Here is a 25,225-nt window from a genome sequence, read left to right on the forward strand (position 1 = left end):
ATGTTTGAAGGCTATGAAAAGTTTAAAAAAGATATATATGCAATGACCACGATTGACTTAAATGCTTACAAAGAGAAACAGATGCGTCGTAGGATTGACAGCCTTTTGGTAAAGAATAAGGCTCAGTCCTATGATGAGTATGTACATCTGCTTCATACAGATAAAGAGAAGTTTGACCAGTTTATTAATTTCCTGACTATTAATGTTTCAGAATTTTACCGGAACCCGGAACAGTGGAAGTTTTTGGACGAAGAGGTTTTCCCGGCACTTATAAAACAGTTTGGCAGCAATTTGAAAATCTGGAGTGCAGCGTGTTCTACCGGAGATGAGCCATACTCTCTTGTAATGGCTTTATCAAAGCATGTTCCGCTGAACCAGATACATATAATTGCTACTGATATTGATAAACAGGTACTTGAGAAAGCAAGAGTTGGACTTTATAACGAAAAGAGCATTGAATCTGTACCGGATGATTTGAAGCGTAAGTATTTTACACAGGTAGGAAAATCCTATAAGATTTCCGATGAAATCAAAAAGCATGTAGAATTTCGGGAACATAATCTTTTGCGGGATCCATATCCATCAGGTTGTCATTTGATTGTCTGCAGAAATGTAGTAATTTATTTTACAGAAGAAGCAAAAGATGAGATTTATCGCAAGTTCTATGATTCTTTGGCAAAAGATGGAATGTTATTTATCGGAAGTACAGAGCAGATTATGAATTATCGTGAGTTGAATTTAAAAAGGCATCAGTCATTTTTCTTTCAGAAATAATAATGACATAGTAAAGACCTCGTTCTCAAAATTGGGAAAGAGGTCTTTTTTTACAGGAAATTGCTTTCCTGTAAAGTAAAAAACGCTCCGCGAGGATGCACACTGCGGCGTATAAGGTAGGTATCACTTAATTTTCTTGTTTTTTATAGCGTCTAACAAGTGATTTACATAACTTTTGATAAGCTCCGGCGATGAAAGAAATTTTTCCGTAAGTTCAAAGTAAGAAATTTTTTCCTTATAGTCGTGTTTAAAAGAAGGAGAAATAAGCTCTTCGTACTGTGGAAGAAAGCTTCCTTCATGCCGGGTATAGCAGGTGGCAGCGGTAGCCTGTCTGCGGTGTTCTTTATCGACATATGATGCTACACTTTTGTGCATTGCAGTATCTTCAGCCGGAAGATAATAATAATCCTTATAATTTGGAAAGAAATATTTCAGGGCATCCTCTTCTAAACGGACGGAGAGGGTGCATTTTTTGCCCTTTGCATAGAAATAAACAGAACCTATGCGGCAGGAAATATGCTTTGGAAATGGAAATTCCGGCTCAATAGAAAGAATCAGTTCTTTCTTTTTCTGTTGCTTATAATCTGTATATTCAGAAACAGAAGCACTGCAGGATAAATACTGTCCGTAAAACAGATGGACATAGGATAAGACGGGAAGTAATGCAGGCATATCCAGAACATCTTCGTAGTTGTGGAGCAGAAGAATTTCCAATTTATCCGGACGTGGTTCCTTGGTATACGAATGATAGATCTCAATCAATTCACCGCCGGAATATAAGTCATCCCTGCCAATACCAAGAAAAGCTTCGATGGTCTTCTGCTTGTAATTTGGCAGCTGGAGAATATGCTTTATCTGGGAAATGGATTTGAAAATATCCACATAAGTAAAATCAGCAAAGTGCTCGTTACATTCATAAGTATTGCATTTTGCTTTCAGATAAGGAATATCAAAGCCGATTCCATTGAAAGTGATAATTGTATCAAAACCGTCTAATAGCAAAAGAAACTGCTCAAGTACTTCTTTTTCTTCTTCCGGTGTTTCGGCAAAAAACTGTTTGATATAAAGCATCTGTTCTATGTGATAGGCACATCCAATCAGATAAAGACTGGTATGAGCCGGGGAAAATCCGGTAGTTTCGATATCGAAAAAGACAGAGGAAGCAGTGAATATTTCCTCATCTAAATTCGAAGCCGGACTATATGGAATTTCATGTACAATTGTTTTCATATCTGTCCTCCTGTTATTTTTTTATTATACACGATGTATGGGAAAAAAGTAATCATTCCTTGTTTAAAATCGACAAAAATATTGAGAAAAAATCTTTTTAGTGTGTCAAAAAAAACTAATTTGTGTTATAATACATTTTATGTTAAATGCATTGCATATGCAGTACAATACTATCATAGAAAGAGGGGCACATAAGATGGGTTTAATGACATTTAAAGGTGGCGTCCATCCTTTCGAAGGAAAGGATTTATCAAAAGATAAGCCAATACGTGAATTATTACCCAAAGGTGAACTGGTATATCCATTATCGCAGCATATTGGAGCACCGGCAACACCAATCGTAGCGGTAGGAGATACCGTTTTGAAGGGGCAGAAGATAGCAGAAGCAGGCGGCTTTGTATCTGCACCAATCCATGCGTCCGTATCCGGAACTGTTAAGAAAATTGAGCCAAGAAGAGTTCCAACAGGTGATATGGTGAACTCCATTGTAATTGAAAGCGATGGTGAATTTAATGAGGTAGAGTATCAGGCAGTAGAAGATGTCAGTGCTCTTTCCAAAGAAGAAATTATTAACCGTATAAAAGAAGCGGGAGTTGTTGGTATGGGTGGAGCAGGATTCCCAACCCACGTAAAATTATCTCCGAAGGAACCGGAAAAAATCGACTATATTATTGCCAACTGTGCAGAGTGTGAACCATATCTGACATCTGATTACCGCATCATGTTAGACCACACGGAAGAACTGGTAGAAGGCATGCGTATTATTCTCAGTATGTTTGAACATGCCAAGGGTGTATTTGCAGTCGAGAATAATAAACCGGATTGTATCGCAAAATTATTAGAATTAACGAAAGATGAGCCTCGTATGGAGGTCGCACCTCTTATGACAAAATACCCACAGGGTGGTGAACGTCAGCTTATTTATGCAGTAACTAAACGTGCAATTAATTCCAAGATGCTTCCGGCAGATGCAGGATGTATCGTAGATAATGTTGCAACCATGGTTGCTGTATACCATGCAGTAAAAGAAGGAAAACCTGTTACAAGCAGAATCTTTACAGTTACCGGTGATGCAGTAGAAGAGCCGGGTAACTTTGAGTTCTTAATCGGAACCAGTTTCCAGGAACTTTTAGATGCTGCCGGTGGATTTAAAGAGCAGCCGGAGAAAATTATTTCCGGTGGACCAATGATGGGCTTTTCCATGTTCGGATTAGATGTGCCGACAACCAAGACTACCTCAGCACTCCTTTGTATGACCAAAGATGAAGTGGCAGAAGCAGATGCAGATGCAACAGCATGCATCAATTGTGGGCGTTGCGTAGAAGCATGTCCGGAACAGATTGTTCCATCCAGATTATCTAAATTCTCAGAGCATGGAGATATGGCAGGATTTGAAAAATGGCATGGTCTTGAGTGCGTGGAATGTGGAAGCTGCAGTTTTATCTGCCCGGCAAAACGTCCGTTAGCACAGCTTATTAAGACAATGAAAAAACAGGTTCTTGCTGAAAAGAAAAAAAATAAATAACAAAGAAAGAGGTGGACTATTGTGAGTGAGTTATATCATGTATCATCATCACCACATGTACGAGCCAAAGATACAACAAGCAGAATCATGCTTTATGTAATTATAGCTCTGCTTCCAACAAGTATATTTGGTATTGTTAATTTTGGATATAAAGCAGCAGTATTGATTTTGGTATCTGTTGCAAGCTGTATTGCATCAGAGTGGATTTTCAATCTGATTGTACATAAGAAGAATACCGTCAGTGATTTAAGTGCGGTAGTTACCGGACTGTTACTTGCATTAAACCTGCCGGCATCCCTTCCATGGTGGGAAGCTGTAATCGGCAGTGTATTTGCAATCGTTATTGTTAAAATGATGTTTGGCGGACTGGGACAGAACTTTATGAACCCGGCACTGGGTGCAAGATGCTTTTTACTGATAGCATTTGCCGCAGACATGACAAACTTTACCGTAGATGGATATTCAGGAGCAACTCCACTGGCTCTGATCAGAGAACAGGGTGTTGGAGCTGTTAATACCATGAATATGTTAATTGGTAAGACCGCCGGAACCATCGGAGAGACATCCGCTATTGCTATCTTAATTGGAGCAATGTTCTTAATCCTGATGGGTGTCATTACACTTCGGATTCCGGGAACCTATATCATTACATTTATAATATTTATCAGCTTGTTCGGCGGACATGGCTTTGACATCGACTATATCGTTGCTGAGCTTTGTGGTGGTGGATTAATGCTTGGTGCATTCTTTATGGCAACCGACTATGTAACATCACCGATCACACCGAAGGGACAGATTTTATATGGAATTCTTTTAGGTATTCTTACCGGATTATTCCGTATCTTTGGAGCAAACGCAGAAGGTGTATCCTTTGCAATTATTTTAAGCAACCTTCTGGTTCCAATGATTGAAAGGATTACAATTCCAAAGGCCTTTGGTCAGGTAAAGGAGGCAAAGCAGCATGAATAAGAAGATTGTACATGACGCGTTGATTTTAACCGTATTTACCGTAGTAATCGGATTTATTCTCGGACTGGTATATGAGATTACCAAGGATCCGATTGCAAAGGCAGAAGAGGCAACTGCACAGGCTGCATACAAAGCAGTGTTTGAAGATGCAGATTCTTTTTCCACCTATGATTTTGATGCAGAAGCCGCAGCCAGCCTGTTAGAGCAGAATGGTTACAGTGATGAAATCAATGGTGTGCAGGAAGCATTAGATAAAGATGGCAATGTATTAGGCTATGTGATTACTGTAACAGCTAAAGACGGAAGCCAGGGTAATATCACATTTTCTGTTGGCATAAAGAATGATGGAACCGTAAACGGCTATTCCGTTACCAGTATGTCAGAGACACCTGGACTTGGAGACAAGGCAAAGACAGAAGACTTCTCCAAACAGTATAAGAATAAGAATGTAGACAGCTTTACCGTTGTGAAACAGGCACCATCTGCTGATAACGAGATTGAAGCAATTTCCGGTGCAACCATTACATCAAAAGCAATGACCAATGGTGTAAATGCCTGCATTACATACTTCCAGAATGAATTGGAAGGAGGCGCTGAATAATGAATAAGTATTTAGAACGCGTATATAACGGATTGATTAAAGAAAATCCTACCTTTGTACTGATGCTTGGTATGTGTCCGACACTGGCAGTAACAACATCAGCAATGAATGCACTGGGAATGGGATTATCTACAACAGTGGTATTGATTTTCTCTAACCTGTTGATTTCCTTATTCCGTAAAGCAATTCCAAATGGTGTCAGAATGCCGGCATACATTGTTATCGTAGCATCTTTGGTAACCATTGTAGAATTTATTATGAAAGCTTATACACCGGCACTGGCTACACAGCTTGGTGTATATATTCCTCTTATTGTTGTTAACTGTATTATCCTTGGACGTGCAGAAAGCTATGCATCTAAAAATCCACCTGTATTATCTATCTTAGACGGTGTTGGTATGGGACTTGGATTTACCTTCGGATTAACCTGTATCGGTATTGTCCGTGAGATTTTAGGTGCAGGACAGTTGTTTGGATTCCAGATTCTTTCACTGAAATGGTATACACCAATCAATATCTTTGTTATGGCACCGGGTGCATTCTTGGTACTGGCATTCTTAGTTGCTTTAATGAGTATTGTTCGTCAGAAGATGGAAGCAAAAGGCAAACCACTGGCAGAGCCTGCCGGCTGTATCAGTGGAGACTGTGCCGGATGCAGCATGTCTGCAACCTGCGGTGAGAAAGACAAGAAAGCTGCAGATGCAGAGGAAAAAAGTGAATAGGAGGAATATGACAGATGCAGACATTATTATTGATTGCAATTGGTTCAGCCATTGTAAATAACGTAGTATTAAGCCAGTTCCTTGGTATCTGTCCTTTCTTGGGTGTATCAAAGAAAACAGAGACCGCTGCTGGAATGGGTGGAGCCGTTATCTTTGTCATAACGATATCCTCCTTTGTTACCTCATTGATTTATAAGTTTATACTGACTCCGACGGGAACACAGTATTTACAGACCATTGTATTTATCCTTGTAATCGCAGCACTGGTACAGTTTGTAGAAATGTTCTTAAAGAAATCCATGCCTGCTCTTTATAAGAGCCTTGGAGTGTATCTTCCTTTGATTACAACCAACTGTGCAGTATTAGGTGTAGCACTTACTAACGTAACCAAAGAGTATGGTATTTTAGAGGGCGTTGTGAACGGTTTTGCAACCGCATTTGGATTCTTTATTGCTATTACAATTATGGCTGGAATTCGTGAAAAAATTGAATATAATGATATCCCTAAGCCATTTAAAGGAACAGCAATTGTATTAATTACAGCATGTCTGATGTCCATTGCATTTATGGGCTTCTCAGGAATGATTTAGGAGGAAAGAAAAGATGAGTGTACAGGCAATTATTATTGCAGCCGTTATTGTAGGCGGCGTAGGACTTTTTATTGGATTTTTCCTCGGCGTTTCCGGAGAAAAGTTCAAAGTAGAAGTAGATGAAAGGGAAGAAGCAATTGTTGGTGTTCTTCCTGGAAATAACTGTGGTGGTTGTGGTTATGCCGGATGTTCCGGTCTTGCAGCTGCTATTGTAAAAGGTGATGCCCCGGTCAATGGATGTCCTGTTGGTGGTGCGCCGGTTGCAGCAAAAGTCGGTGAAATCATGGGTGTTGCTGCAGAAGAAGGCACAAAGCAGGTTGCCTTTGTAAAATGTGCAGGAACCTGTGAAAAAGCCGGTCATGATTATGAATATACCGGAGTAGAAGATTGTGCTGCTATGGCATTTATTCCGGGCGGCGGAGCAAAGAGCTGTAGCTATGGCTGCCTTGGCTTTGGAAACTGTGTAAAGGCATGTCCGTTTGATGCAATCCATGTTGTAGATGGTATTGCAAAGGTGGATAAGGAAGTATGTAAGGCATGTGGAAAATGTGTTGCAGCCTGTCCGAAGCACTTGATTGAGCTGGTACCATATGAAGCAAAGCATCTGGTACAGTGCAGTTCCAAGGATAAAGGCAAAGACGTTATGAAAGCCTGCTCCGTAGGTTGTATTGGCTGTCATCTCTGTGAGAAGAACTGTCCAAATGATGCAGTTCATGTCGTAGATAATGTGGCTTATATCGACCAGGAGAAATGTACCGGATGTGGCATTTGTGCCGAGAAATGTCCGAAGAAGATTATTTTATAATCGTTTCTGTGATAGAAAGAACGGGATTGTCATTGATTTGGCAGTCCCGTTTTGCGTAGTTGATGTTATATGAGGATTGGATATGAGAAAATTTAGAGAAAAGTATATTGGAAATAAAGATTTTTATAAAATGGTTCTGCTGGTAGCTATTCCAATTATGATACAGAATGCCATCACTAACTTTGTGAGTCTTTTGGACAATATCATGGTAGGACTGGTTGGAACGGAGCAGATGTCCGGTGTCGCAATCATCAATCAGTTGATGCTGGTTTACAATATCTGTATTTTTGGAGCAGTATCCGGTGCAGGCATTTTTGGGGCACAGTTTTATGGAAAAGGGGACCATAAAGGAGTGCGGAATGCCTTCCGTTTTAAAATTGTAGCCTGTGGTTTCTTAGCAGTCATATGGATGCTGATATTGGGCTTTGCAAATGAACCGTTAATTCGGCTGTTTTTGCATGAAGGAGGAAGCACGGGAGATATTGAAGCTACATTATTGTATGCAAAACAGTATTTACAGACGGTAATGCCATCCATGGTTCCTTTTGCATTGATTCAGGCATATGCCCAGACATTACGTGAAACAGGAGAAACGGTTCTTCCGATGAAAGCTGGAATTGCTTCTGTAGCAGTAAATCTGATGTTTGACTATGTATTAATATTTGGTGCATTTGGACTGCCTGCATTAGGAGTAAGAGGTGCAGCGGCAGCAACCGTATTGGCAAGAGTTGTGGAATGCATTATTGTTGTCTTGTGGACCCATGCGAGAGCAGATAAGAATCATTTTATTGTAGGAGCTTACCGTGATTTTAAAATACCGGGAACACTGGTACGACAGATTATCATAAAAGGAACACCATTGCTTTTAAATGAGACTTTATGGGCTGGAGGAATGGCAGTCCTGATGCAGTGTTATTCCACAAGAGGTCTTGCTGTTGTAGCTGGATTTAATATATCAAATACAGTAGCCAATCTTTTTAATGTTGTATTTATTGCGTTAGGAAGTGCAATATCCATCATTGTAGGACAGCAGCTTGGCGCTGGTAAATTGGAAGAGGCGGTGGATACGGACCGCAAGATGATTGTATTTTCTGTATTTTGTTGTTTTGTCATAGGAGCCTGCATGTTTGCAATTGCTCCGTTCTTTCCAAGAATATACAATACGACAGAAGAAGTGCGTGGACTGGCAAAACAATTTATCCGGATTGCATCAGCCTGCATGCCGTTATATGGATTTATGCATGCAACCTATTTCACACTGCGTTCCGGTGGCAGGACAGTCATTACCTTCCTTTTTGACAGTGTCTATATCTGGGTGGTAGATATTCCACTGGCATTTGTGTTAACCAGATTTACAGGACTTCCGATTGTATCTATTTATTTATCCTGTCAGTTAATAGAGATTATAAAATGCATCATCGGATATGTTATGGTAAAGAAGAAAATCTGGGTCAACAATATGGTTATGGAGCATTGACAGGAAAAAGGCTTACATTTCATGAAATGGAATATTGCTGCCGATGCCGGAAGTGGTATGAAGTTCGTAATCGTCGGTGATAAAAATGGCTTCCGTGTCATCCAAGGATTCTATCAGCTTCATGCCGTCCTCTAATCCTAAAGCAAAACAGGTGGTGGAAAGTCCGTCACCATCTACGGATTTCGGACAGATAATGGTGACACCCAGCAGGTTATTGTCATAAGGATAACCGGTTTTCGGATTTAAAATGTGGTGATAGAAGTTATCACCCACATAGAAATAACGTTCATAAACACCGGAACTTACTACCGTTTCATCAGAGACTTCAACACTAGCAATGGCAGTGCCATCATCGGAAAATGGTTTCTGGATACCGATATTATAGTTACTTCCATCTGGTTTATCACCCAGCGTAAGGACATTGCCTCCAAGGTTAATCATGCCGGAGGTAATGTCTTTTTCATTTAAATAATCTTTCATTTTATCAGCAATATAACCTTTGGCGATGCCTCCCAAGTCAATCATGGCATCCGGATTGGAAAGACTAACTTCGTTTCCATTAATAACAATCGCATGATAGTCGATGGTGGAAAGTGTGGCTTCAATATCAGATTCAGATGGAACAGTACCGCTGTTATTTGGAAAGTCCCAGAGGGAAGACAATTTACCAATGGTGATATCAAACTGTCCCAGGCTTAAATCACCATAATAAATACCTTTTTGTAATAATTCAATCGTATCATCATCCACAGTAACCGGTGTGCCACCAGCATTGTTTATTTTACTGATATCGCTGTCTGCGATGGTATTGCTGAAAAGGTTCTCATAATGGGAAGCAAGCTTGAAGCAGTCATCAATATAAGAAGCATTTTCTTCTCCATATAGTGTAATGGTAATGACTGTATTAAAATAAAAATCAGATTTGGAAACAGGTTCTTTGCTGCGTCCGCATCCCACGAAGGAGAAGGAGCAGAAGAAGAGAAAGAAAGCAAGTAAACTGCAGGCTAATTTATAAGAAAATATCGTCTTTTTTGTTTTCATCATGTATACTCCGGTTCTTTTAAAATCATATAGCACAAGCATAGCACAAGGAAGATAAAATTTACAGATGATTTTTTTCGAAAGGTATGATAAAGTATAAAATGTATGCATATTAATAAAAAATTATAACCGGCATTCAGATAGTGAATATGCCGTAGATGATTAAGAGGCGGAAAAATGGATACACAGTTGCGTGAAACATTAAAGAATAAGAAGCGTGTAATTGTAAAAATCGGTTCTTCATCTCTTTTACATGAAGAGACCGGAAAATTAAATCTTTTAAAACTGGAACGTTTGGTAAGAGAATTATGTGATATTAAGAATCAGGGCATGGATGTATGCCTGGTCAGCTCCGGGGCTATTGCAGTAGGAAGACAGTCCATGGGATTCAAAGAAAGACCGGAGAAAATAGCTGTAAAACAGGCATGTGCGGCAGTGGGACAGGCGAGACTTATGATGACTTATCAAAAGCTTTTTTCAGAGTACCACCAGAATGTGGGACAGGTTCTTATGACAAAAAAAACTATGGTTGATAACGTGTCGAGAAAAAATGCCCAGAATACTTTTGAAGAATTGTTTGAAATGGGAATTATACCAATTGTAAATGAAAATGATACCGTATCTACTTATGAGATGCAGTTTGGTGATAACGATTCCCTGTCGGCTATTGTAGCCTCATTGGTAGGAGCAGATTTGTTGATTCTTTTATCTGATATTGACGGGTTGTATACGGATGATCCGAGAAAGAATCCAAAAGCAGAATTGATACCGGTAGTAGAAAAAATTGATAACCGGATTGAAAACATGGCAGGAGATACAGTAGGTAGTGATGTTGGTACCGGTGGAATGACCACCAAATTAACGGCAGCAAGGATTGCAACCTTATCCGGAGCAGATATGATTATTGCCAATGCAAAGGATGTGGGAGTTCTGCATCAGATTTTCGAAGGAAAACAGGTGGGAACCTTTTTCAAAGCCAATAAAAATGATGATTTCTATATTGCAGATTATGTAGAAGAAAGCATGGGGTAAAAAGATGATTGAAAATACAATAGCAAGAATCAATGAATTATATCATAAATCCCAGAAAGAAGGACTGACACCGGAAGAAAAGGAAGAACAGGCAGCACTTCGCAAGGAATACATAGCAAGTGTAAAGCGGAATCTGAAGGGACAGTTAGATAATATTGATATGGTAAATGCAGATGGAACGGTAACCAATCTGGGAGAAAAATATGGAAACAAAGGCAAGCTTCAGAACTAAGTATAAGACACTGCGAAATGCAATGCCGGAGAATATTGTAAGAGAAGAATCCCAAAGGATTTGTCAGAATATCAGTACCTGGGAAATCTTTCAGAAAGCACAAAATTGTTTCTTTTATTATCCCCTTGGGAAAGAAGCTTCTTTATTGCCTTTTTTTAAAGAAAGTATTCAAAAAAGAGCAGCTTTCCCCCGGGTACGTGGAGAAGAAATGGACTTTTGTGAAGTCAATAGTACAGATGATTTTCAGGAAGGGTATTTTCATGTGATGGAGCCAAAGGATGAGATACCGGCGATGGATTTAGCAGAACTTGAGCAGGAGGAAACAATTGTATTCACACCGGGACTGGTCTTTGATATTAACGGTGGAAGAAGCGGATATGGTAAGGGCTTTTATGATCGTTTTTTTCAGAAATATAAGAAAGTAATCCGGGTTGGAATTGCATTATCCTGTCAGCTTGCAGAACAGGTACCTATGGAGGCTTATGATATTCTGATGGATTATCTTGTAACACCGGAGAAGATTTATAAAGTAACGGATAACAGAGACGAAAATAAGTAGCAGGAGGGAATTATGGAATTACAGGAATTAGGTAAGAGAGCAAAAGCAGCAGAAGTCATCATGCGGAATATGGGCATGAAAGAAAAAGAAAAGATTTTGCTTGAAGTTGCAGAACATTTAGTAGAAGATACCGATGCTATTTTAGCAGCAAACCAGAAGGATATGGATGCAGGAAGAGAAGCCGGAATGCATCAGGGACTTTTAGACCGTCTGATGTTAAATAAAGAGCGTATTGCACAGATGGCAGAAGGAATCCGCCAGGTAGCAGAATTAGAAGATCCGGTAGGAGAAGTCCTTTCCATGAAACAGCGCCCGAATGGACTTATGATTGGAAAGAAGCGTGTACCATTAGGTGTCATTGGAATTATTTATGAATCACGTCCAAATGTAACAGCAGATGCCTTTGCTTTGTGCTTTAAAACTGGAAATACCGTGATTTTAAAAGGTGGAAGTGATGCCATTCATTCCAATATGGCAATCGTAAAGAGCATCAATGAAACTTTAAGTAATAACCAGCTGCCGGAAGGAGTGCTTTCTTTAATCGAAGATACCAGCCGGGAAACTGCTACTGCATTTATGAAAATGAATGAGTATGTGGATGTACTGATTCCAAGAGGTGGCTCAGGACTGATTCGTGCTGTGGTAGCCAATGCTACAATTCCGGTGATTGAGACCGGTACCGGTAACTGCCACATTTATGTGGATGAAACCGCAGACCTTGATATGGCGGTGAATATCATTAATAATGCCAAAACACAGCGCATCGGTGTATGCAATGCCTGTGAATCTTTAGTGCTGCATGAGAGCATCGTAGATGAACTGATGCCACGCCTTTCTGCAAAATTATCCGAAAGCCATGTAGAAATCCGTGGGGATGAGCGGGTTCAGAAAGCTACAAAAGATGCAGTGGCTGCAACAGAAAAAGACTGGGGCACCGAATATTTGGATTATATTATTTCTGCAAAGACAGTTTCAGATATTGATGAAGCCATTACACATATCAATAAATATAATACCGGACATTCGGAAGCAATCATTACCAATAATTATGAGCATGCACAGAAGTTCTTAAATGAGATTGATGCTGCGGCTGTTTATGTAAATGCATCCACCCGTTTTACTGATGGATTTGAGTTTGGCTTTGGGGCAGAAATCGGAATCAGTACCCAGAAGCTGCATGCCAGAGGACCGATGGGCTTAGAAGCACTGACGACCACCAAATATATCATTTACGGGGATGGACAGATCAGAGAATAATAAGAAAATATAAAGAAAACAGGAAAAGAAATGAGAGAAATAGAAAAGATAAATCACACCGGTGAAGTTCCGGTAATGGAACCACAGAGACAATTTTATTTTATGGACCTTGCAAAGCAGTATGTGGCGCAGATTTCAAGGAAAAAAGGCAGACCGCTTACCTTTCATGTGACAACTTTTGGCTGCCAGATGAATGCCAGAGATTCTGAAAAATTATGCGGAATTTTAGAGACTGTAGGTTTTGAAGAGACCGATTCCGAGGAAGCAGATTTTGTCATTTATAATACCTGTACCGTACGTGAAAATGCCAACAATAAGGTTTACGGACGTCTGGGATATTTAAGCGGCTTTAAGAAAAAGAATAAAGATATGATGATTGCATTATGCGGCTGTATGATGCAGGAACCGGAGGTTGTGGAAAAATTAAAACAGAGTTATCGTTTTGTAGACCTGGTTTTCGGAACCCATAATATCTTTAAATTTGCAGAACTTCTGGTACGCTGCTTTGAAGAGCAGAAAATGGTCATTGACATCTGGGATGATACGAAAGAAATTGTAGAAGAACTTCCGGTAGAACGGAAATACAGCTTTAAGTCCGGTGTTAATATTATGTTTGGCTGCAATAATTTCTGCAGTTACTGTATTGTGCCATATGTAAGAGGAAGAGAACGCAGCAGAAAACCGCAGGATATCATAAGAGAAATTGAAAAATTGGTAGCAGATGGTGTAGTAGAGGTTATGCTCTTAGGACAGAATGTCAATTCCTATGGAAAGAACTTAGATACACCAGTGACCTTTGCACAGCTCTTACAGGAAGTAGAAAAGATTGAAGGTCTGGAAAGAATCCGGTTCATGACATCCCATCCAAAGGATTTATCCGATGAACTGATTGAAGTAATGAAGAATTCCAAGAAAATCTGCAGACATCTTCATCTGCCGCTTCAGTCCGGCAGCAGCAGAGTGTTAAAAGAAATGAACCGTCACTATGACAAGGAGCATTATCTTGCACTGGTTGAAAAAATCAAAAAAGCAATGCCGGATCTGGCAATTACAACAGATATTATTGTAGGATTTCCGGGAGAAACTGAAGAAGATTTCTTAGAGACCATGGATGTGGTAAGACAGGTAGAGTATGACAGCGCGTTTACTTTTATTTATTCAAAACGTACCGGAACGCCTGCTGCCAAAATGGAAAATCAGATTCCGGAAGATGTGATAAAAGACCGTTTTGACCGGCTGTTAAAACAGGTACAGGAGATTTCCGCAAAGAAAGCCGGAGCATTAACCGGAAGCGTGCAGGATGTATTAGTTGAAGAATTAGATGAACAGCAGGAAGGCCTTGTAACCGGAAGATTATCCAATAACTCAGTGGTACATCTGCCGGGTGATGTATCCATGATTGGAACTATCGTACCGGTATATTTAAAAGAATGCAAAGGCTTTTATTATATGGGAGAGGTTGCAGAGTAAATGAACCGTCGTTTTGGAAAAAATGATATCCTGTTGCTGGGAATGCTTGCAGTAGTTATTTTAGTTTTCTATGTAGGAATGACCTCTGCATTACAAAGCGGTGACAGTATTATCATTACGGTAAATGGCAGCGAATATGGCAGATATTCCCTGACAGAAAATAAAGAGATTCCAATTAAAATAGATGGAAAAGTTACCAATATCGTAACGATTGAAAATGGGACTGCCTATATGCTTGAGGCGAACTGCCCGGATCAGTTGTGTATGCATCAGAAAGCAATTTCCAAAGATAAAGAATCCATTATCTGTCTGCCAAACCGGGTTGTAGTAACCGTAGAAAGTGAGCAGAAAAATACATTGGATGATGTGGCTGGGTAGGTGAAAGCATGAAGAAAAGTGTAGCATATCTTGGCGTGTTTTTGGCACTGGCCATGATATTAAGTTATGTGGAAGCAATATTGCCCTTTGCCATTGGAATACCGGGAGTAAAGCTTGGACTTGCCAACCTTGTTACGGTGCTGATGCTGTATCTGATTGGCTGGAGAGAGGCTCTTTGTGTATCGGTGCTTCGTATTGTGCTTACCGGAATTTTATTTGGAAATTTGGTCAGCATCTGTTATGGACTTGCCGGCGGATTATTAAGCTTTGTACTTATGTTTATTCTGATTCGGATAAACCGTTTTCATGTAGTTACGGTCAGTATCTGTGGCGGAATCATACATAATATGGGACAGCTTATCGTAGCAGGATTTCTGGTAAGCTCATACTATGTCATTTACTATATGCCGGTTTTATTGATTGCAGGCTTTGTGACGGGTGCCCTGATTGGAATTGTGGCAAAGGAAGTAGGAGGAAGATTATGTATTCATATATCAAAGGCGAATTATCCGAAATAGTGGCAGAGAATCATATTGTCGTTGAAAATGGCGGAATCGGCTATAATATTTATATTCCGGGACAGGTATTATCTCTGCTACCGGGAGTTGGCGAAGAAGTAAAAATCTATACTTATCTTTGTGTCAGAGAGGATGCATTTATTTTATATGGTTTTCTTACCAGAGATGATTTGAATGTATTTAAATTGCTGATTGGTGTATCCGGAATCGGACCAAAGGGTGCACTGGCAATTCTTTCTGTCATGTCAACGGATGATTTGCGTTTTGCAGTATTATCTGATGATGCAAAAGCAATTGCAAAAGCTCCGGGTGTTGGAAATAAGACGGCACAGCGGTTGATTATAGAATTAAAAGACAAGCTTAGTTTAGAGGATGCCTTTGAACAGAAATTAAGCCATACACAGGAAGCTGCTTCTGGCAACGGCTTAAAAGGAATCCGCAATGAAGCAGTAGAGGCACTGGTTTCACTGGGTTATTCTTCCACAGAGGCTTTGAAGGTTCTTCGTGATATTGAAATTACGGAAGACAGTTCGGTAGAAGATATTTTAAAACTGGCTTTGAAGCAGATGGCATTCTTATAAGAGGAGCAGAAAATGGAAAAACGTGTAATTTCAACGCAGATGCAGGATGAAGATATCAAAATCGAAAAAACACTGCGTCCGATGACCTTGGATGAATATATTGGTCAGGAGAAAGCAAAAGCAAATCTTAAAGTGTATATAGAGGCTGCAAAACAGCGTGGAGAGTCCTTAGACCATGTATTGTTTTATGGTCCTCCGGGACTTGGTAAGACTACTCTTGCCGGCATTATTGCCAATGAAATGGGCGTACATATGAAAGTCACTTCCGGTCCGGCAATTGGAAAGCCGGGAGAAATGGCAGCTATTTTGAGTAATCTTGCAGAAGGTGACATTTTATTTGTAGATGAGATTCATCGTTTGAACCGGCAGGTAGAGGAAGTATTATATCCTGCCATGGAGGATTATGTCATTGACATTATGGTGGGAAAAGGCGCAACTGCCCGTTCAATCCGCCTTGATTTACCGCATTTTACGCTGGTGGGTGCCACTACCAGAGCCGGACTTTTATCGGCACCCTTAAGAGACCGTTTTGGAGTGGTTCATCATCTTGAATTTTATAATGTGGAGGAACTTAAGACAATTATTGTCCATTCTGCAAAAAAGTTAGAGGTAAAGATTGATGAGGAAGGTGCAATCGAATTGGCACGCCGTTCCAGAGGAACGCCGCGTCTTGCCAACCGCCTTTTAAAGAGGGTGCGTGATTTTGCACAGGTGCAGTACAATGGTGAAATTACCAAAGAAGTAGCATCCTTTGCACTGGATTTACTGGAAGTAGACAAGATGGGATTAGACCAGAATGACAGGAACATTTTGCTTACGATTATTGAAAAATTCCAGGGTGGTCCGGTAGGGCTGGATACCCTTGCGGCAGCGATTGGGGAAGATGCCGGAACCATAGAGGATGTTTATGAACCATATCTTGTAAAGAATGGATTTATCAACCGGACACCAAAGGGAAGGGTCGCAACAGAATTTGCATATCATCACTTTGGAATAGAGGGCTAAGAAAATAGTTGTTTTTCGACAGATTTATAGCTATAATATGCTATATGTAGTAGTCAGAGAATATTTTTAGGCAGATACGCAGAGAGGAAATGAAAATGGCAGCAAAAAATAATACAGAAGTGATTATTGATGGAAAAGTATATACTTTAAGTGGATATGAGAGTCAGGAGTATTTACAGAAGGTAGCAACTTATATCAATGATAAGATTGCAGAATTTAAAATGCTGGATGAATATAAGAGAATTCCAAGTGATATGCGTTCCACATTGCTGGCATTGAACATTGCAGATGATTACTTCAAAGCGAAAAATCAGGTTGAAAAATTAGAGCAGGATTTAGAGGTAAAAGACCGTGAAATCTATGATTTAAAGCATGAACTGATTTCCAACCAGATCCGCATGGAAAGTGATGCCAAGTCATTAAAGGATCTGGAAAAAGAAAATAAAGAGCTGCTTTTAAATAAGACCAGATTAGAAGCAACCTTAGAAGATGCTTTACTTGGTAAAGTAGATAAACTTGAAAAACCGGAAAAAACTGAAAAACCAGAGGAAAAGAAAACAGACCATACGGAAGAAAAGAAAGAGGAAAAGCCTTCCGGAAAGAAAGCGTAATAGAGAATAAAAACTATGAAAGGGGGCAGACATTTATCTGTCCCTTTTGTTGCCATAGGAGATGAGGAAAGATGAAAGAGTTAGAACTTTTAGCACCGGCAGGTTCCTTGAAAACATTAAAGGCAGTCATTCATGCCGGAGCAGATGCCGTATATCTTGGCGGAAGTATGTTCGGTGCAAGAGCATATGCCAATAATTTTAACGAAGAAGAATTATTAGAAGCAATCCGTTTCGGACATATTCATGGACGCAAAATTATTCTTGCGGTGAATACTCTGTTAAAAGAATATGAATTAGGACAGCTCTATGATTATCTGCACCCTTATTATGAAGCGGGATTAGATGCTGTCATCGTGCAGGATATGGGCGTTATGGAGTTTATCAAAACTCATTTTCCAAATCTTCCGATACATACCAGTACCCAGATGACCATTACCAATGTAGAGGGAGCCAGGCTTTTAAAGGAACAGGGTGTAGAGCGTGTGGTGACAGCGAGAGAAATGTCCTTAGAAGAAATTCAAAGAATCCATGATGAAGTAGGCGTGGAACTGGAAAGCTTTATTCATGGCGCATTGTGTTACTGTTATTCCGGACAGTGCCTTTTCAGTAGTATCATCGGCGGAAGAAGCGGAAACCGTGGCAGATGTGCACAGCCATGCCGCCTTTCCTATGAAGTATTGCAGGGAGAAAAAAGTCTTACCGGACATCATGCAACACCGATTCTGAGCCTTAAGGATATGTGTACACTGCCATTTTTGTATGAACTGGCAGACCATGGGGTATATTCCTTTAAGATAGAAGGACGGATGAAGACACCGGAGTATGCTGCCGGTGTAGTAAGTATTTACCGAAAATATATGGATTCCTATCTGGATGGAAGCCGTATTCCGGTGGAGAAGAAGGATATCAGGGCACTTTTAGAACTTGGAAACCGAGGTGGCTTTACCAACGGATATTACTATCATCATAATGACAGTGATATGCTAAGCGGAGAGAGTGCTTCCCATAATAAGAGCGAAGGTGTTCTTCAGGATAACATCCGTAGAGAATATGTAGACACCGAATTAAAAGAAAAGATTAAAGGAAAGTTAATATTAAATAAAGAATGCCCTGCTAAGATAGAAGTGCAATATGGAAAAATAAAAGTTTCTTATCAGGGAGATATGGTTCTTGTAGCGCAGAATCGTCCGTTGACGGAAGAAGTTGTAACAGAAAAGATTACAAAGACTGGAAATACACCATTTGTTTTTGAAAATCTTGAAGTTACAATGGATGATGATATTTTTATGCCGGTAAACCAGTTGAACCAGCTGCGAAGAGGTGCGTTGGAAGCATTAGAAGAAGCGTTGTTGAAACCTTATGAAAGAACGCTTCCAGAATTGGTGGAAACTTCTTCCGCTGAAACAGATAGGCAGACAACAGGAAATGCCATAAAAGAAAAGCAGATTTCCGGACAGTCATTATCACAGACTTCTGGACAACAATCCGCCGGTTCATCCACAGAAGTCCGGGTACTGATTGAAGACGCAGAACAGCTTCCGGCAGTATTAAAAGCCGATTTCGTGGATACGGTTTATCTTGATTGTATGTTGTATACAAGAGAAAATCTGATTCGCAAGTTAAGTGAGGATATAGACAGGGTACAGGCATCCGGTAAGAAAGCATTTTATGTATTCCCGTTTATTTTCCGGCAGCAGACCAGTCTTTTTTATGAAAAAATCATGCCGGAGCTAAAAAAGCTTCCATTAGATGGTATTATGGTGCGGAGTCTTGATGAGATTGCGTTTATAAAGGAATGGGGCAATGAAAACTGGCAGATGGTATCCGACAGTAATTTATATACCTATTCCAATGAAGCAGCAGAATATTTTTATCATCTTGGAATGATGCAGGATACAATTCCGGTGGAATTGAACCGGAAGGAGATTTTAAGAAGAGAAAACAGCCGGTCTGAAATGATTATCTATGGCAGGCTTCCGCTTATGATAACGGCACAGTGTATTCATAAGAACACGTTGGGCTGTATGCATCAGCCTGACGTGCTGACCTTAAAAGACCGTTATTCGGTACATTTTCCGGTGAAAAATTTCTGCTCGGAATGTTATAACGTAATTTATAATTCGCTTCCGGTCTGTCTCTTTAAGGAAGATGTAACCGTGAAAAAGATTGCACCAGCTGCCGTAAGGCTTTCCTTTACGACAGAGACTGAAGAAGAGACAGAACAGATTTTAACAATTTATGGCGATATTTATAAAAATGGTGGCATTTTGGGGCAGCTGCCAATGGAATGCACCAATGGTCATTTTAAACGAGGCGTAGAATAAAGCAGAGGTATTTATGGTTCATTTAATTGTGGAGTTATCAAAATATGCACTGATTATTCTGTTTTCCGTGTATACATATGAATGTTTTGCGGTATTCCGGAATATATCAGAACGAAAACAGGAAAAGAAATTTAAACGGCAGGCAAGGATTTTGTATGTGATTCATTTTACGGCATATTTAGTCATATTTGCGGTGACAGAGGATGCATATACCTTTATTTTTTATCTGGCGCAGATAATTCTTCTTGTTGTGGTGCGGAATGTGTACAAATTATGTTATCCGAAGGCTTCGAGACTTTTAGCCAATAATATGTGTATGCTTATGATCATCGGGTTTATTATTCTGACCCGCCTGAACTTTGGACATGCTATCAAACAGTTTGCAATTGCAGCGGTATCCTGTGTGATTTCCCTTGTGATTCCGGTGATGATACGGAGGATGGGATTTTTCCGGAATCTTACCTGGATTTATGCGGCAATCGGTATTGTGGGACTTGGTATTGTATGTATCGCAGGAAGCACCAGCTATGGAGCAAAGATTTCCTTTACCATAGCAGGAATTACGGTACAGCCGTCCGAATTTATTAAGATTCTTTTTGTGTTTTTTGTGGCTGCCATGTATCATAAATCAACGGAATTCCGTCAGGTGATAATTACCACTTTGATTGCAGCGCTGCATGTATTGATTCTGGTATTATCCAGGGATTTAGGTGGCGCATTGATTTTCTTTGTGGCTTATATGGCAATGCTTTATGTGGCAACGAGAAAACCACTCTATTTTGCTGGTGGACTGCTGGCGGGAAGTGTAGCGGCAGTAATTGCCTATAAATTATTTAACCATGTCAGAGTCCGTGTGGTGGCATGGAAAACACCTCTAAAAGTAATTGACAAAGAGGGCTATCAGATCTGCCAGTCACTTTTTGCAATCGGGACCGGAGGCTTCTTCGGTCTGGGGTTATATCAGGGCATGCCAAATAAAATACCGGTAGTAGAACAGGATTTTATTTTCGCAGCAATTTCAGAAGAACTGGGTGGAATGTTTGCCCTGTGTCTTATTTTGGTCTGTGTAAGCTGTTTCCTGATGTTTTTAAATATTGCCATGCAGTTAAAGGATTCCTTTTATAAGCTGGTGGCACTTGGACTTGGAACGATTTACGGATTTCAGGTATTCTTAACCATTGGCGGAGTAACAAAATTTATTCCATCCACCGGAGTAACCCTTCCGTTAGTCAGTTATGGAGGAAGCTCCATGTTAAGTACATTGATTATATTTGGCATTATTCAGGGATTATATATTTTGCGGGAAGACGAAGGAGTGTCACATAATGAAAAAGGAGAATATAAATCAGCAAAAAAGAAAGCAAAATCGGGATTCGAAACAGAAGTCAGGGACCTCAGTTAGTAAGAATAAAGAATTTGCAGTGATTACTTATCTTTTCCTTGCTATCTTTATCTGCCTGATGGGATATATGGTATATTTTCAGACGGTAAAAAGCGAAGATTTTATCAATAGTCCATATAATAGCAGACAGGATACTTTTGCAGACCGTGTGGTCAGAGGAAAGATTATGTCAGCAGATGGCAAAGTTTTGGCCGAGACCGTAGTGGATGCTGCCGGTAATGAAACCCGGAAATATCCTTATGGTAATATGTATGCGCATGTGGTCGGTTTTTCCACCAATGGAAAGTCAGGTATTGAATCCAATATGAACTTTAATCTTTTACGTTCCCATTCTTTTGTATTAGAGCGTATGTTTAACGAGATTAAAGATGAAAAAAGCATGGGAGACAATGTGGTTACCACGTTGGATTCCACTTTGCAGGAAACTGCATATCAGGCATTGGGTAATTATGATGGTGCAGTTGTTGTGATGGAGCCTTCCACCGGAAAAGTGCTTGCCATGGTGTCCAAACCGGATTTTGACCCGAATACTATTGCGGCAGACTGGGATTCCATTATTTCAGAAGATAATAATAACTCGGTTCTTTTAAACCGGGCGACCCAGGGATTATATCCGCCTGGTTCTACTTTTAAAATAATTACAACTTTAGAATATATCCGGGAAAATCCGGATTATGAGAATTACAGTTATAGCTGTAACGGAAGTATTACAGAGAATGATTTTACAATACACTGTTATAATAATGCCGTGCATGGAACGCAGGATTTGAAGCAGTCCTTTGCAAATTCCTGTAATTCATCTTATGCCAATATCGGATTATCTTTGGACACAGATTCTCTTTCGGACCTTTGTTCAAATCTGATGTTTGATAAGACACTGCCGGGAAACTTTGAAACAAGTAAAAGTCAGTTTAAATTAACAGATGAATCCCCGGAAAGTATGAAAATGCAGACGGCAATCGGACAGGGAGAGACGCTGGTAACACCACTCCATATGTTATTGATTACCAGTGCAATTGCCAACGATGGTATTCTGATGAAACCTTATGTGGTAGACCATACGGAAAATGAAAATGGTATAGAAGTAAAGAAATATGAGCCGGCTGCAAGCAAACAGCTTCTTTCGGAAAAAGAAGCAAAGACCATGCAGGAATTTATGGCAGGTGTAGTTGCAGATGGTACTGCATCCAAGTTAAATGGGCAGAGTTATACTGCATACGGCAAGACCGGCTCCGCAGAGTTTAATAACAATAAGGGAGAAAGCCATTCCTGGTTTGTTGGATATGCACACCGGGAGGATAAGGAAGATATTGCAGTTGTTGTAATTGCAGAAGGTGCAGGTGCAGGCAGTACCGTTGCAGTTCCGGCAGCAAAACAGGTTTTTGATGTATATTACAGATAAATGAAAACAGATAGGATGACATGCTGCGTCAGGAATCATCCGGGACTTCTGAAATGGATTGTTGCATCCTTATGAAAAAAGGGGTATACTGTTTGTTAAACAAAAGGTAGTGACCACATCAGGAGGTATTGCAATGATTGAAGCAACAAGTTGTGGTGGTGTGGTAATATTTCGGGGTAAGGTGCTTGTTCTTTATAAGAATTATAAGAATAAGTACGAAGGCTGGGTGCTTCCAAAGGGAACAGTAGAACCCGGGGAAGAATTCAAAGATACCGCAGCAAGAGAGGTATTGGAGGAAACGGGCGTAGATGCATCCATAATCAAATATGTCGGGAAGAGCCAGTATAGCTTTACTGTGCCAGAAGATACGGTGGAGAAACAGGTACATTGGTATCTGATGATGGCAGACAGTTATTACAGTAAGCCACAACGTGAAGAGTTCTTTGTAGATTCCGGATATTATAAATATCATGAAGCCTATCATCTTTTAAAATTTGCCAATGAGAAGCAGATTTTGGAAAAAGCTTATAATGAATATCTGGATTTGAAAAAGTGTAATCTGTGGGGAACCCACAAATATTATTAGAGCAGCCATCTGACTGCTTTTTTAAATCAGATATGAGGTGTAGCATGCATTGGTATTCTAATTTATATCTGGGAGAAAGGCTGAAAAATCAGGAAGCAAAGGTAAAAAGCAGAGTGGAGCGGAATGTGCCACAGCCGTCGCTTTATCTTCTGACCCTTCCGTCAAATGAAGAGAATCTTCTGGATATTATACCGGCAACAGATTTATTACAAAAGGCATATCCGAAGAAAGAACTTTTTATTATCGGTCTGGAAAAAGGATATGACGCAGCATTAGAGATGTCAGCAGCAATTGTGAATGATATTTATCATAAAACAGGAACATTTGAAGTGCGTAAATTTGTACTGAAACAGCAGACTCGTAAAAATACTGAAATGGAGACATGAGGATGACAGTGCTGTTATCTATTTTGAAAATCCTGGGCATAATATTATTATGCATATTAGGTTTACTGGTTTTACTTATCATGCTTTTGCTGTTTGCTCCGGTATCTTACCGGATTCGTGGAGAGACAAGGCAGGGACAGACTACGTTAAAAGTGCATGGAGCATGGTGTCTTATGGCTTTGCGTTTTTCCTTTCTAATGGAGCAGGGAAAGCGGCTTGCAGTTTTAAAGATTTTTGGCATAAAAGCATGGAAGTATCCATCGGATGAAAAATCCAAAAAGAAATTAGAGAAAAAGAAAGTAAAGAAAAAGCAGAAAAAGAAATCCGGGGAAAAATCCCATAAGGAACCAGAAAAAGACTTAGTGCAGAAACGTCAGAAGCCGGAAGAACAAACAGCACCGGCGATTGAAAAAAAGATAGATGTAACGGGGTTAGAAGAACAGAATCCACCGGCTGAAGTGCAAGAAGAACAGACGGAAAAACAGTATGAACAGAAACACCATAAGAAGACATATAAGAAAAAGTCTGTTTCCGTATTTGGTAAAATCAGCAAGACAATACGCTCGATAGTAGAAAAGATAAAAGCAATTCCGCAGAAATTAAAAAATATCGGCAGTAAAATAAAAAAAGTGAATCAGTGGATACAGGATGAGCAGAATAGAAGTGCCGTCCGGTTTGTCATGGGTGATGTAATAGGGTTGTTAAAAAAATACGGACCAAAGCATATGAAGGCAGATGTTGCTTATGGTATGGAAGATCCGGCAGCCACAGGACAGGTTTTAGCAGTGCTCAGCGTATTACCATTTTTATATTATGATAAGGTATCTATTATGCCGGATTTCGAGGCAGAACGTTTTTATATCGAAGGCAGCTGGGATATAAAGGGACGGATACAGGTGATTCATTTATTAAAGGCAGCAATTCGAATCTGGAGAAATCCGGATGTGAAACACTTTATAAAGCAATTTTAACAGAATCAATATGAAGTAGAATCAGGAGGAATTATTATGGCAGACAGTAATAACACATTTCGCAATACGGTAGAATCTTTATTCAAAGGAATGGACAGCTTCATTACAACCAAGACGGTTGTAGGAGATGCCATTCATATCGGAGATACCATCATTCTTCCATTAGTGGATGTATCCTTTGGTGTAGGCGCAGGTGCATTTTCACAGGAGAAGAAGAACAACGGAGCAGGAGGAATGGGTGGAAAGATTACACCGAGTGCGGTTCTCGTCATTCAGAATGGCACCACCAAGCTTGTAAATATTAAGAATCAGGATGGTGTGACCAAAATTCTTGATATGGTACCAGATTTCGTAAATAAGTTTGCATCCAGGGGAAAGAAGGATGAGGCAGCAACTGCAAAATTAGATGAAGAATCCAAGAAAGCAGCAGAGTCTGAGATGAATGAAATTTTATCTGATGCAGTAAATAAGGATGAAGAATAAGAACAGTATAGAATAGTAACAGAAGAATGTACAGCGTGCTAAGTGAAAAAGAAGGGCATATACTATAATGGTATATGTCTTTTTGATTGGAGAAAAAACATGAAACGCTTGATGGGGTATTCCTTTTTCATGGTGGGATTTGGCATGTTTTTTATGTTTATTATCCCAAGTGACGTGATTGGGATTATTATTATATTGATATTGCTGTTGATAGGGTATAATCTTTTCTGCTGTAAGTAATAGGAAAGCAATTTCTTGAATTTCCTGTAAAGTAAAAAAAGGACTGTCCAAAAG

General features: G+C 39.8%; 27 protein-coding genes. 25 read left to right on the top strand and 2 right to left on the bottom strand.

Going from position 1 to position 25,225, the window contains the following annotated elements:
• A complete protein-coding gene (locus tag DWW33_RS00790; protein WP_022243737.1) occupies positions 1-774 on the top strand; it encodes a CheR family methyltransferase in 774 nt (257 codons plus the stop codon).
• Positions 775-897: 123 nt separating this feature from the next.
• On the opposite strand, the gene DWW33_RS00795 is transcribed toward DWW33_RS00790, so the two are convergent.
• Positions 898-2,004 carry a ribonuclease H-like domain-containing protein gene (locus tag DWW33_RS00795; RefSeq protein WP_118638669.1) on the bottom strand — a complete coding sequence of 369 codons (1,107 nt, stop codon included), beginning with the start codon at positions 2,002-2,004 and terminating at the stop codon, positions 898-900.
• Positions 2,005-2,200: 196 nt separating this feature from the next.
• Here DWW33_RS00795 and rsxC point away from each other — a divergent pair, with 196 nt between their 5' ends.
• The 7 genes from rsxC to DWW33_RS00830 all read left to right on the top strand — a co-directional run bounded on the left by rsxC (position 2,201) and on the right by DWW33_RS00830 (position 8,693).
• Entirely contained in the window at positions 2,201-3,529 is a 1,329-nt protein-coding gene (rsxC, locus tag DWW33_RS00800; RefSeq protein WP_118087424.1) for an electron transport complex subunit RsxC, read from the top strand.
• Between the two features lie 21 nt (positions 3,530-3,550).
• Positions 3,551-4,498 (top strand): RnfABCDGE type electron transport complex subunit D, encoded by a 948-nt coding sequence (locus DWW33_RS00805; protein WP_118638670.1) that lies wholly within the window; start codon positions 3,551-3,553, stop codon positions 4,496-4,498.
• Positions 4,491-5,099 carry an RnfABCDGE type electron transport complex subunit G gene (locus DWW33_RS00810; protein WP_117841015.1) on the top strand — a complete coding sequence of 203 codons (609 nt, stop codon included), beginning with the start codon at positions 4,491-4,493 and terminating at the stop codon, positions 5,097-5,099. The genes DWW33_RS00805 and DWW33_RS00810 overlap by 8 nt, the downstream gene beginning before the upstream one ends.
• Positions 5,099-5,821, top strand: coding sequence for an electron transport complex subunit RsxE (gene rsxE, locus DWW33_RS00815; protein WP_118638671.1), 723 nt, complete (start codon positions 5,099-5,101; stop codon positions 5,819-5,821). Before DWW33_RS00810 ends, rsxE begins: the two co-directional genes overlap by 1 nt.
• 14 nt (positions 5,822-5,835) lie before the next feature.
• Positions 5,836-6,411 carry an electron transport complex subunit RsxA gene (rsxA, locus tag DWW33_RS00820; protein ID WP_118638672.1) on the top strand — a complete coding sequence of 192 codons (576 nt, stop codon included), beginning with the start codon at positions 5,836-5,838 and terminating at the stop codon, positions 6,409-6,411.
• A 13-nt stretch (positions 6,412-6,424) separates the two neighbouring features.
• On the top strand, positions 6,425-7,216 hold the full coding sequence (locus DWW33_RS00825) for an RnfABCDGE type electron transport complex subunit B (RefSeq protein ID WP_117946913.1): 792 nt from the start codon (positions 6,425-6,427) through the stop codon (positions 7,214-7,216).
• 82 nt (positions 7,217-7,298) lie between these two features.
• Complete coding sequence (locus DWW33_RS00830) at positions 7,299-8,693, top strand: MATE family efflux transporter (protein WP_118638673.1); 1,395 nt, start codon at positions 7,299-7,301, stop codon at positions 8,691-8,693.
• 12 nt (positions 8,694-8,705) lie between these two features.
• Here the strand turns inward: DWW33_RS00830 and DWW33_RS00835 are convergent, their stop codons facing one another.
• Positions 8,706-9,737, bottom strand: coding sequence for an FAD:protein FMN transferase (locus DWW33_RS00835; protein ID WP_243088478.1), 1,032 nt, complete (start codon positions 9,735-9,737; stop codon positions 8,706-8,708).
• Between the two features lie 174 nt (positions 9,738-9,911).
• On the opposite strand from DWW33_RS00835, the gene proB reads away from it, so the two are divergent.
• The 17 genes from proB (at position 9,912) to DWW33_RS00920 (ending at position 24,931) form a co-directional block, all read left to right on the top strand.
• Positions 9,912-10,766, top strand: coding sequence for a glutamate 5-kinase (gene proB, locus DWW33_RS00840; protein WP_118087429.1), 855 nt, complete (start codon positions 9,912-9,914; stop codon positions 10,764-10,766).
• A gap of 4 nt (positions 10,767-10,770) precedes the next feature.
• The gene (locus tag DWW33_RS00845) at positions 10,771-10,998 is read left to right on the top strand and encodes a DUF896 domain-containing protein (protein ID WP_118638675.1); all 228 of its coding nucleotides are present in this window, start codon (positions 10,771-10,773) and stop codon (positions 10,996-10,998) included.
• On the top strand, positions 10,970-11,557 hold the full coding sequence (locus tag DWW33_RS00850; RefSeq protein ID WP_118638676.1) for a 5-formyltetrahydrofolate cyclo-ligase: 588 nt from the start codon (positions 10,970-10,972) through the stop codon (positions 11,555-11,557). The genes DWW33_RS00845 and DWW33_RS00850 overlap by 29 nt, the downstream gene beginning before the upstream one ends.
• A 12-nt stretch (positions 11,558-11,569) precedes the next feature.
• The gene (locus tag DWW33_RS00855) at positions 11,570-12,814 is read left to right on the top strand and encodes a glutamate-5-semialdehyde dehydrogenase (RefSeq protein ID WP_118057425.1); all 1,245 of its coding nucleotides are present in this window, start codon (positions 11,570-11,572) and stop codon (positions 12,812-12,814) included.
• A gap of 30 nt (positions 12,815-12,844) precedes the next feature.
• A complete protein-coding gene (miaB, locus tag DWW33_RS00860; RefSeq protein ID WP_118638677.1) occupies positions 12,845-14,284 on the top strand; it encodes a tRNA (N6-isopentenyl adenosine(37)-C2)-methylthiotransferase MiaB in 1,440 nt (479 codons plus the stop codon).
• Positions 14,285-14,662, top strand: coding sequence for a NusG domain II-containing protein (locus DWW33_RS00865; protein ID WP_118638678.1), 378 nt, complete (start codon positions 14,285-14,287; stop codon positions 14,660-14,662).
• Positions 14,663-14,670: 8 nt separating this feature from the next.
• Positions 14,671-15,180 carry a Gx transporter family protein gene (locus DWW33_RS00870; protein ID WP_118057426.1) on the top strand — a complete coding sequence of 170 codons (510 nt, stop codon included), beginning with the start codon at positions 14,671-14,673 and terminating at the stop codon, positions 15,178-15,180.
• Complete coding sequence (gene ruvA / locus DWW33_RS00875; protein ID WP_118087432.1) at positions 15,144-15,761, top strand: Holliday junction branch migration protein RuvA; 618 nt, start codon at positions 15,144-15,146, stop codon at positions 15,759-15,761. The genes DWW33_RS00870 and ruvA overlap by 37 nt, the downstream gene beginning before the upstream one ends.
• A gap of 12 nt (positions 15,762-15,773) precedes the next feature.
• Positions 15,774-16,766 carry a Holliday junction branch migration DNA helicase RuvB gene (gene ruvB, locus DWW33_RS00880; protein WP_022243755.1) on the top strand — a complete coding sequence of 331 codons (993 nt, stop codon included), beginning with the start codon at positions 15,774-15,776 and terminating at the stop codon, positions 16,764-16,766.
• A 95-nt stretch (positions 16,767-16,861) separates the two neighbouring features.
• Entirely contained in the window at positions 16,862-17,377 is a 516-nt protein-coding gene (locus tag DWW33_RS00885; protein WP_117698409.1) for a cell division protein ZapA, read from the top strand.
• Between the two features lie 71 nt (positions 17,378-17,448).
• The gene (locus DWW33_RS00890) at positions 17,449-19,701 is read left to right on the top strand and encodes a peptidase U32 family protein (protein ID WP_118638679.1); all 2,253 of its coding nucleotides are present in this window, start codon (positions 17,449-17,451) and stop codon (positions 19,699-19,701) included.
• Between the two features lie 13 nt (positions 19,702-19,714).
• Positions 19,715-21,103 (top strand): FtsW/RodA/SpoVE family cell cycle protein, encoded by a 1,389-nt coding sequence (locus DWW33_RS00895; protein ID WP_118638680.1) that lies wholly within the window; start codon positions 19,715-19,717, stop codon positions 21,101-21,103.
• Positions 21,027-22,505 (top strand): peptidoglycan D,D-transpeptidase FtsI family protein, encoded by a 1,479-nt coding sequence (locus DWW33_RS00900; protein ID WP_118087435.1) that lies wholly within the window; start codon positions 21,027-21,029, stop codon positions 22,503-22,505. The genes DWW33_RS00895 and DWW33_RS00900 overlap by 77 nt, the downstream gene beginning before the upstream one ends.
• A 133-nt stretch (positions 22,506-22,638) precedes the next feature.
• The gene (locus DWW33_RS00905; protein WP_022243760.1) at positions 22,639-23,091 is read left to right on the top strand and encodes an NUDIX hydrolase; all 453 of its coding nucleotides are present in this window, start codon (positions 22,639-22,641) and stop codon (positions 23,089-23,091) included.
• A 44-nt stretch (positions 23,092-23,135) separates the two neighbouring features.
• Positions 23,136-23,477, top strand: coding sequence for a hypothetical protein (locus tag DWW33_RS00910; protein ID WP_022243761.1), 342 nt, complete (start codon positions 23,136-23,138; stop codon positions 23,475-23,477).
• Between the two features lie 2 nt (positions 23,478-23,479).
• A complete protein-coding gene (locus DWW33_RS00915) occupies positions 23,480-24,448 on the top strand; it encodes a DUF2953 domain-containing protein (protein ID WP_118638681.1) in 969 nt (322 codons plus the stop codon).
• Between the two features lie 36 nt (positions 24,449-24,484).
• Positions 24,485-24,931, top strand: coding sequence for a GerW family sporulation protein (locus tag DWW33_RS00920; protein WP_117698404.1), 447 nt, complete (start codon positions 24,485-24,487; stop codon positions 24,929-24,931).
• Positions 24,932-25,225 lie beyond the last annotated feature (294 nt).

Origin of the sequence: Roseburia sp. AF15-21 (assembly GCF_003479505.1) — a bacterium.
Classification (GTDB): domain Bacteria; phylum Bacillota; class Clostridia; order Lachnospirales; family Lachnospiraceae; genus Roseburia_C; species Roseburia_C amylophila.

Bases quoted from the DNA above. Each gene is read 5' to 3' on its own strand.
- DWW33_RS00850 (WP_118638676.1), top strand. From the start codon at position 10,970: ATGGAAACAAAGGCAAGCTTCAGAACTAAGTATAAGACACTGCGAAAT.
- ruvA (WP_118087432.1), top strand. From the start codon at position 15,144: ATGTATTCATATATCAAAGGCGAATTATCCGAAATAGTGGCAGAGAAT.
- proB (WP_118087429.1), top strand. From the start codon at position 9,912: ATGGATACACAGTTGCGTGAAACATTAAAGAATAAGAAGCGTGTAATT.
- DWW33_RS00910 (WP_022243761.1), top strand. From the start codon at position 23,136: ATGCATTGGTATTCTAATTTATATCTGGGAGAAAGGCTGAAAAATCAG.
- DWW33_RS00830 (WP_118638673.1), top strand. From the start codon at position 7,299: ATGAGAAAATTTAGAGAAAAGTATATTGGAAATAAAGATTTTTATAAA.
- DWW33_RS00890 (WP_118638679.1), top strand. From the start codon at position 17,449: ATGAAAGAGTTAGAACTTTTAGCACCGGCAGGTTCCTTGAAAACATTA.
- DWW33_RS00915 (WP_118638681.1), top strand. From the start codon at position 23,480: ATGACAGTGCTGTTATCTATTTTGAAAATCCTGGGCATAATATTATTA.
- DWW33_RS00895 (WP_118638680.1), top strand. From the start codon at position 19,715: ATGGTTCATTTAATTGTGGAGTTATCAAAATATGCACTGATTATTCTG.
- DWW33_RS00920 (WP_117698404.1), top strand. From the start codon at position 24,485: ATGGCAGACAGTAATAACACATTTCGCAATACGGTAGAATCTTTATTC.
- DWW33_RS00835 (WP_243088478.1), bottom strand. From the start codon at position 9,737: ATGATGAAAACAAAAAAGACGATATTTTCTTATAAATTAGCCTGCAGT.
- DWW33_RS00790 (WP_022243737.1), top strand. From the start codon at position 1: ATGTTTGAAGGCTATGAAAAGTTTAAAAAAGATATATATGCAATGACC.
- DWW33_RS00845 (WP_118638675.1), top strand. From the start codon at position 10,771: ATGATTGAAAATACAATAGCAAGAATCAATGAATTATATCATAAATCC.
- DWW33_RS00795 (WP_118638669.1), bottom strand. From the start codon at position 2,004: ATGAAAACAATTGTACATGAAATTCCATATAGTCCGGCTTCGAATTTA.
- rsxC (WP_118087424.1), top strand. From the start codon at position 2,201: ATGGGTTTAATGACATTTAAAGGTGGCGTCCATCCTTTCGAAGGAAAG.
- ruvB (WP_022243755.1), top strand. From the start codon at position 15,774: ATGGAAAAACGTGTAATTTCAACGCAGATGCAGGATGAAGATATCAAA.
- rsxA (WP_118638672.1), top strand. From the start codon at position 5,836: ATGCAGACATTATTATTGATTGCAATTGGTTCAGCCATTGTAAATAAC.
- rsxE (WP_118638671.1), top strand. From the start codon at position 5,099: ATGAATAAGTATTTAGAACGCGTATATAACGGATTGATTAAAGAAAAT.
- DWW33_RS00885 (WP_117698409.1), top strand. From the start codon at position 16,862: ATGGCAGCAAAAAATAATACAGAAGTGATTATTGATGGAAAAGTATAT.
- miaB (WP_118638677.1), top strand. From the start codon at position 12,845: ATGAGAGAAATAGAAAAGATAAATCACACCGGTGAAGTTCCGGTAATG.
- DWW33_RS00870 (WP_118057426.1), top strand. From the start codon at position 14,671: ATGAAGAAAAGTGTAGCATATCTTGGCGTGTTTTTGGCACTGGCCATG.
- DWW33_RS00855 (WP_118057425.1), top strand. From the start codon at position 11,570: ATGGAATTACAGGAATTAGGTAAGAGAGCAAAAGCAGCAGAAGTCATC.
- DWW33_RS00900 (WP_118087435.1), top strand. From the start codon at position 21,027: ATGAAAAAGGAGAATATAAATCAGCAAAAAAGAAAGCAAAATCGGGAT.
- DWW33_RS00810 (WP_117841015.1), top strand. From the start codon at position 4,491: ATGAATAAGAAGATTGTACATGACGCGTTGATTTTAACCGTATTTACC.
- DWW33_RS00865 (WP_118638678.1), top strand. From the start codon at position 14,285: ATGAACCGTCGTTTTGGAAAAAATGATATCCTGTTGCTGGGAATGCTT.
- DWW33_RS00825 (WP_117946913.1), top strand. From the start codon at position 6,425: ATGAGTGTACAGGCAATTATTATTGCAGCCGTTATTGTAGGCGGCGTA.
- DWW33_RS00905 (WP_022243760.1), top strand. From the start codon at position 22,639: ATGATTGAAGCAACAAGTTGTGGTGGTGTGGTAATATTTCGGGGTAAG.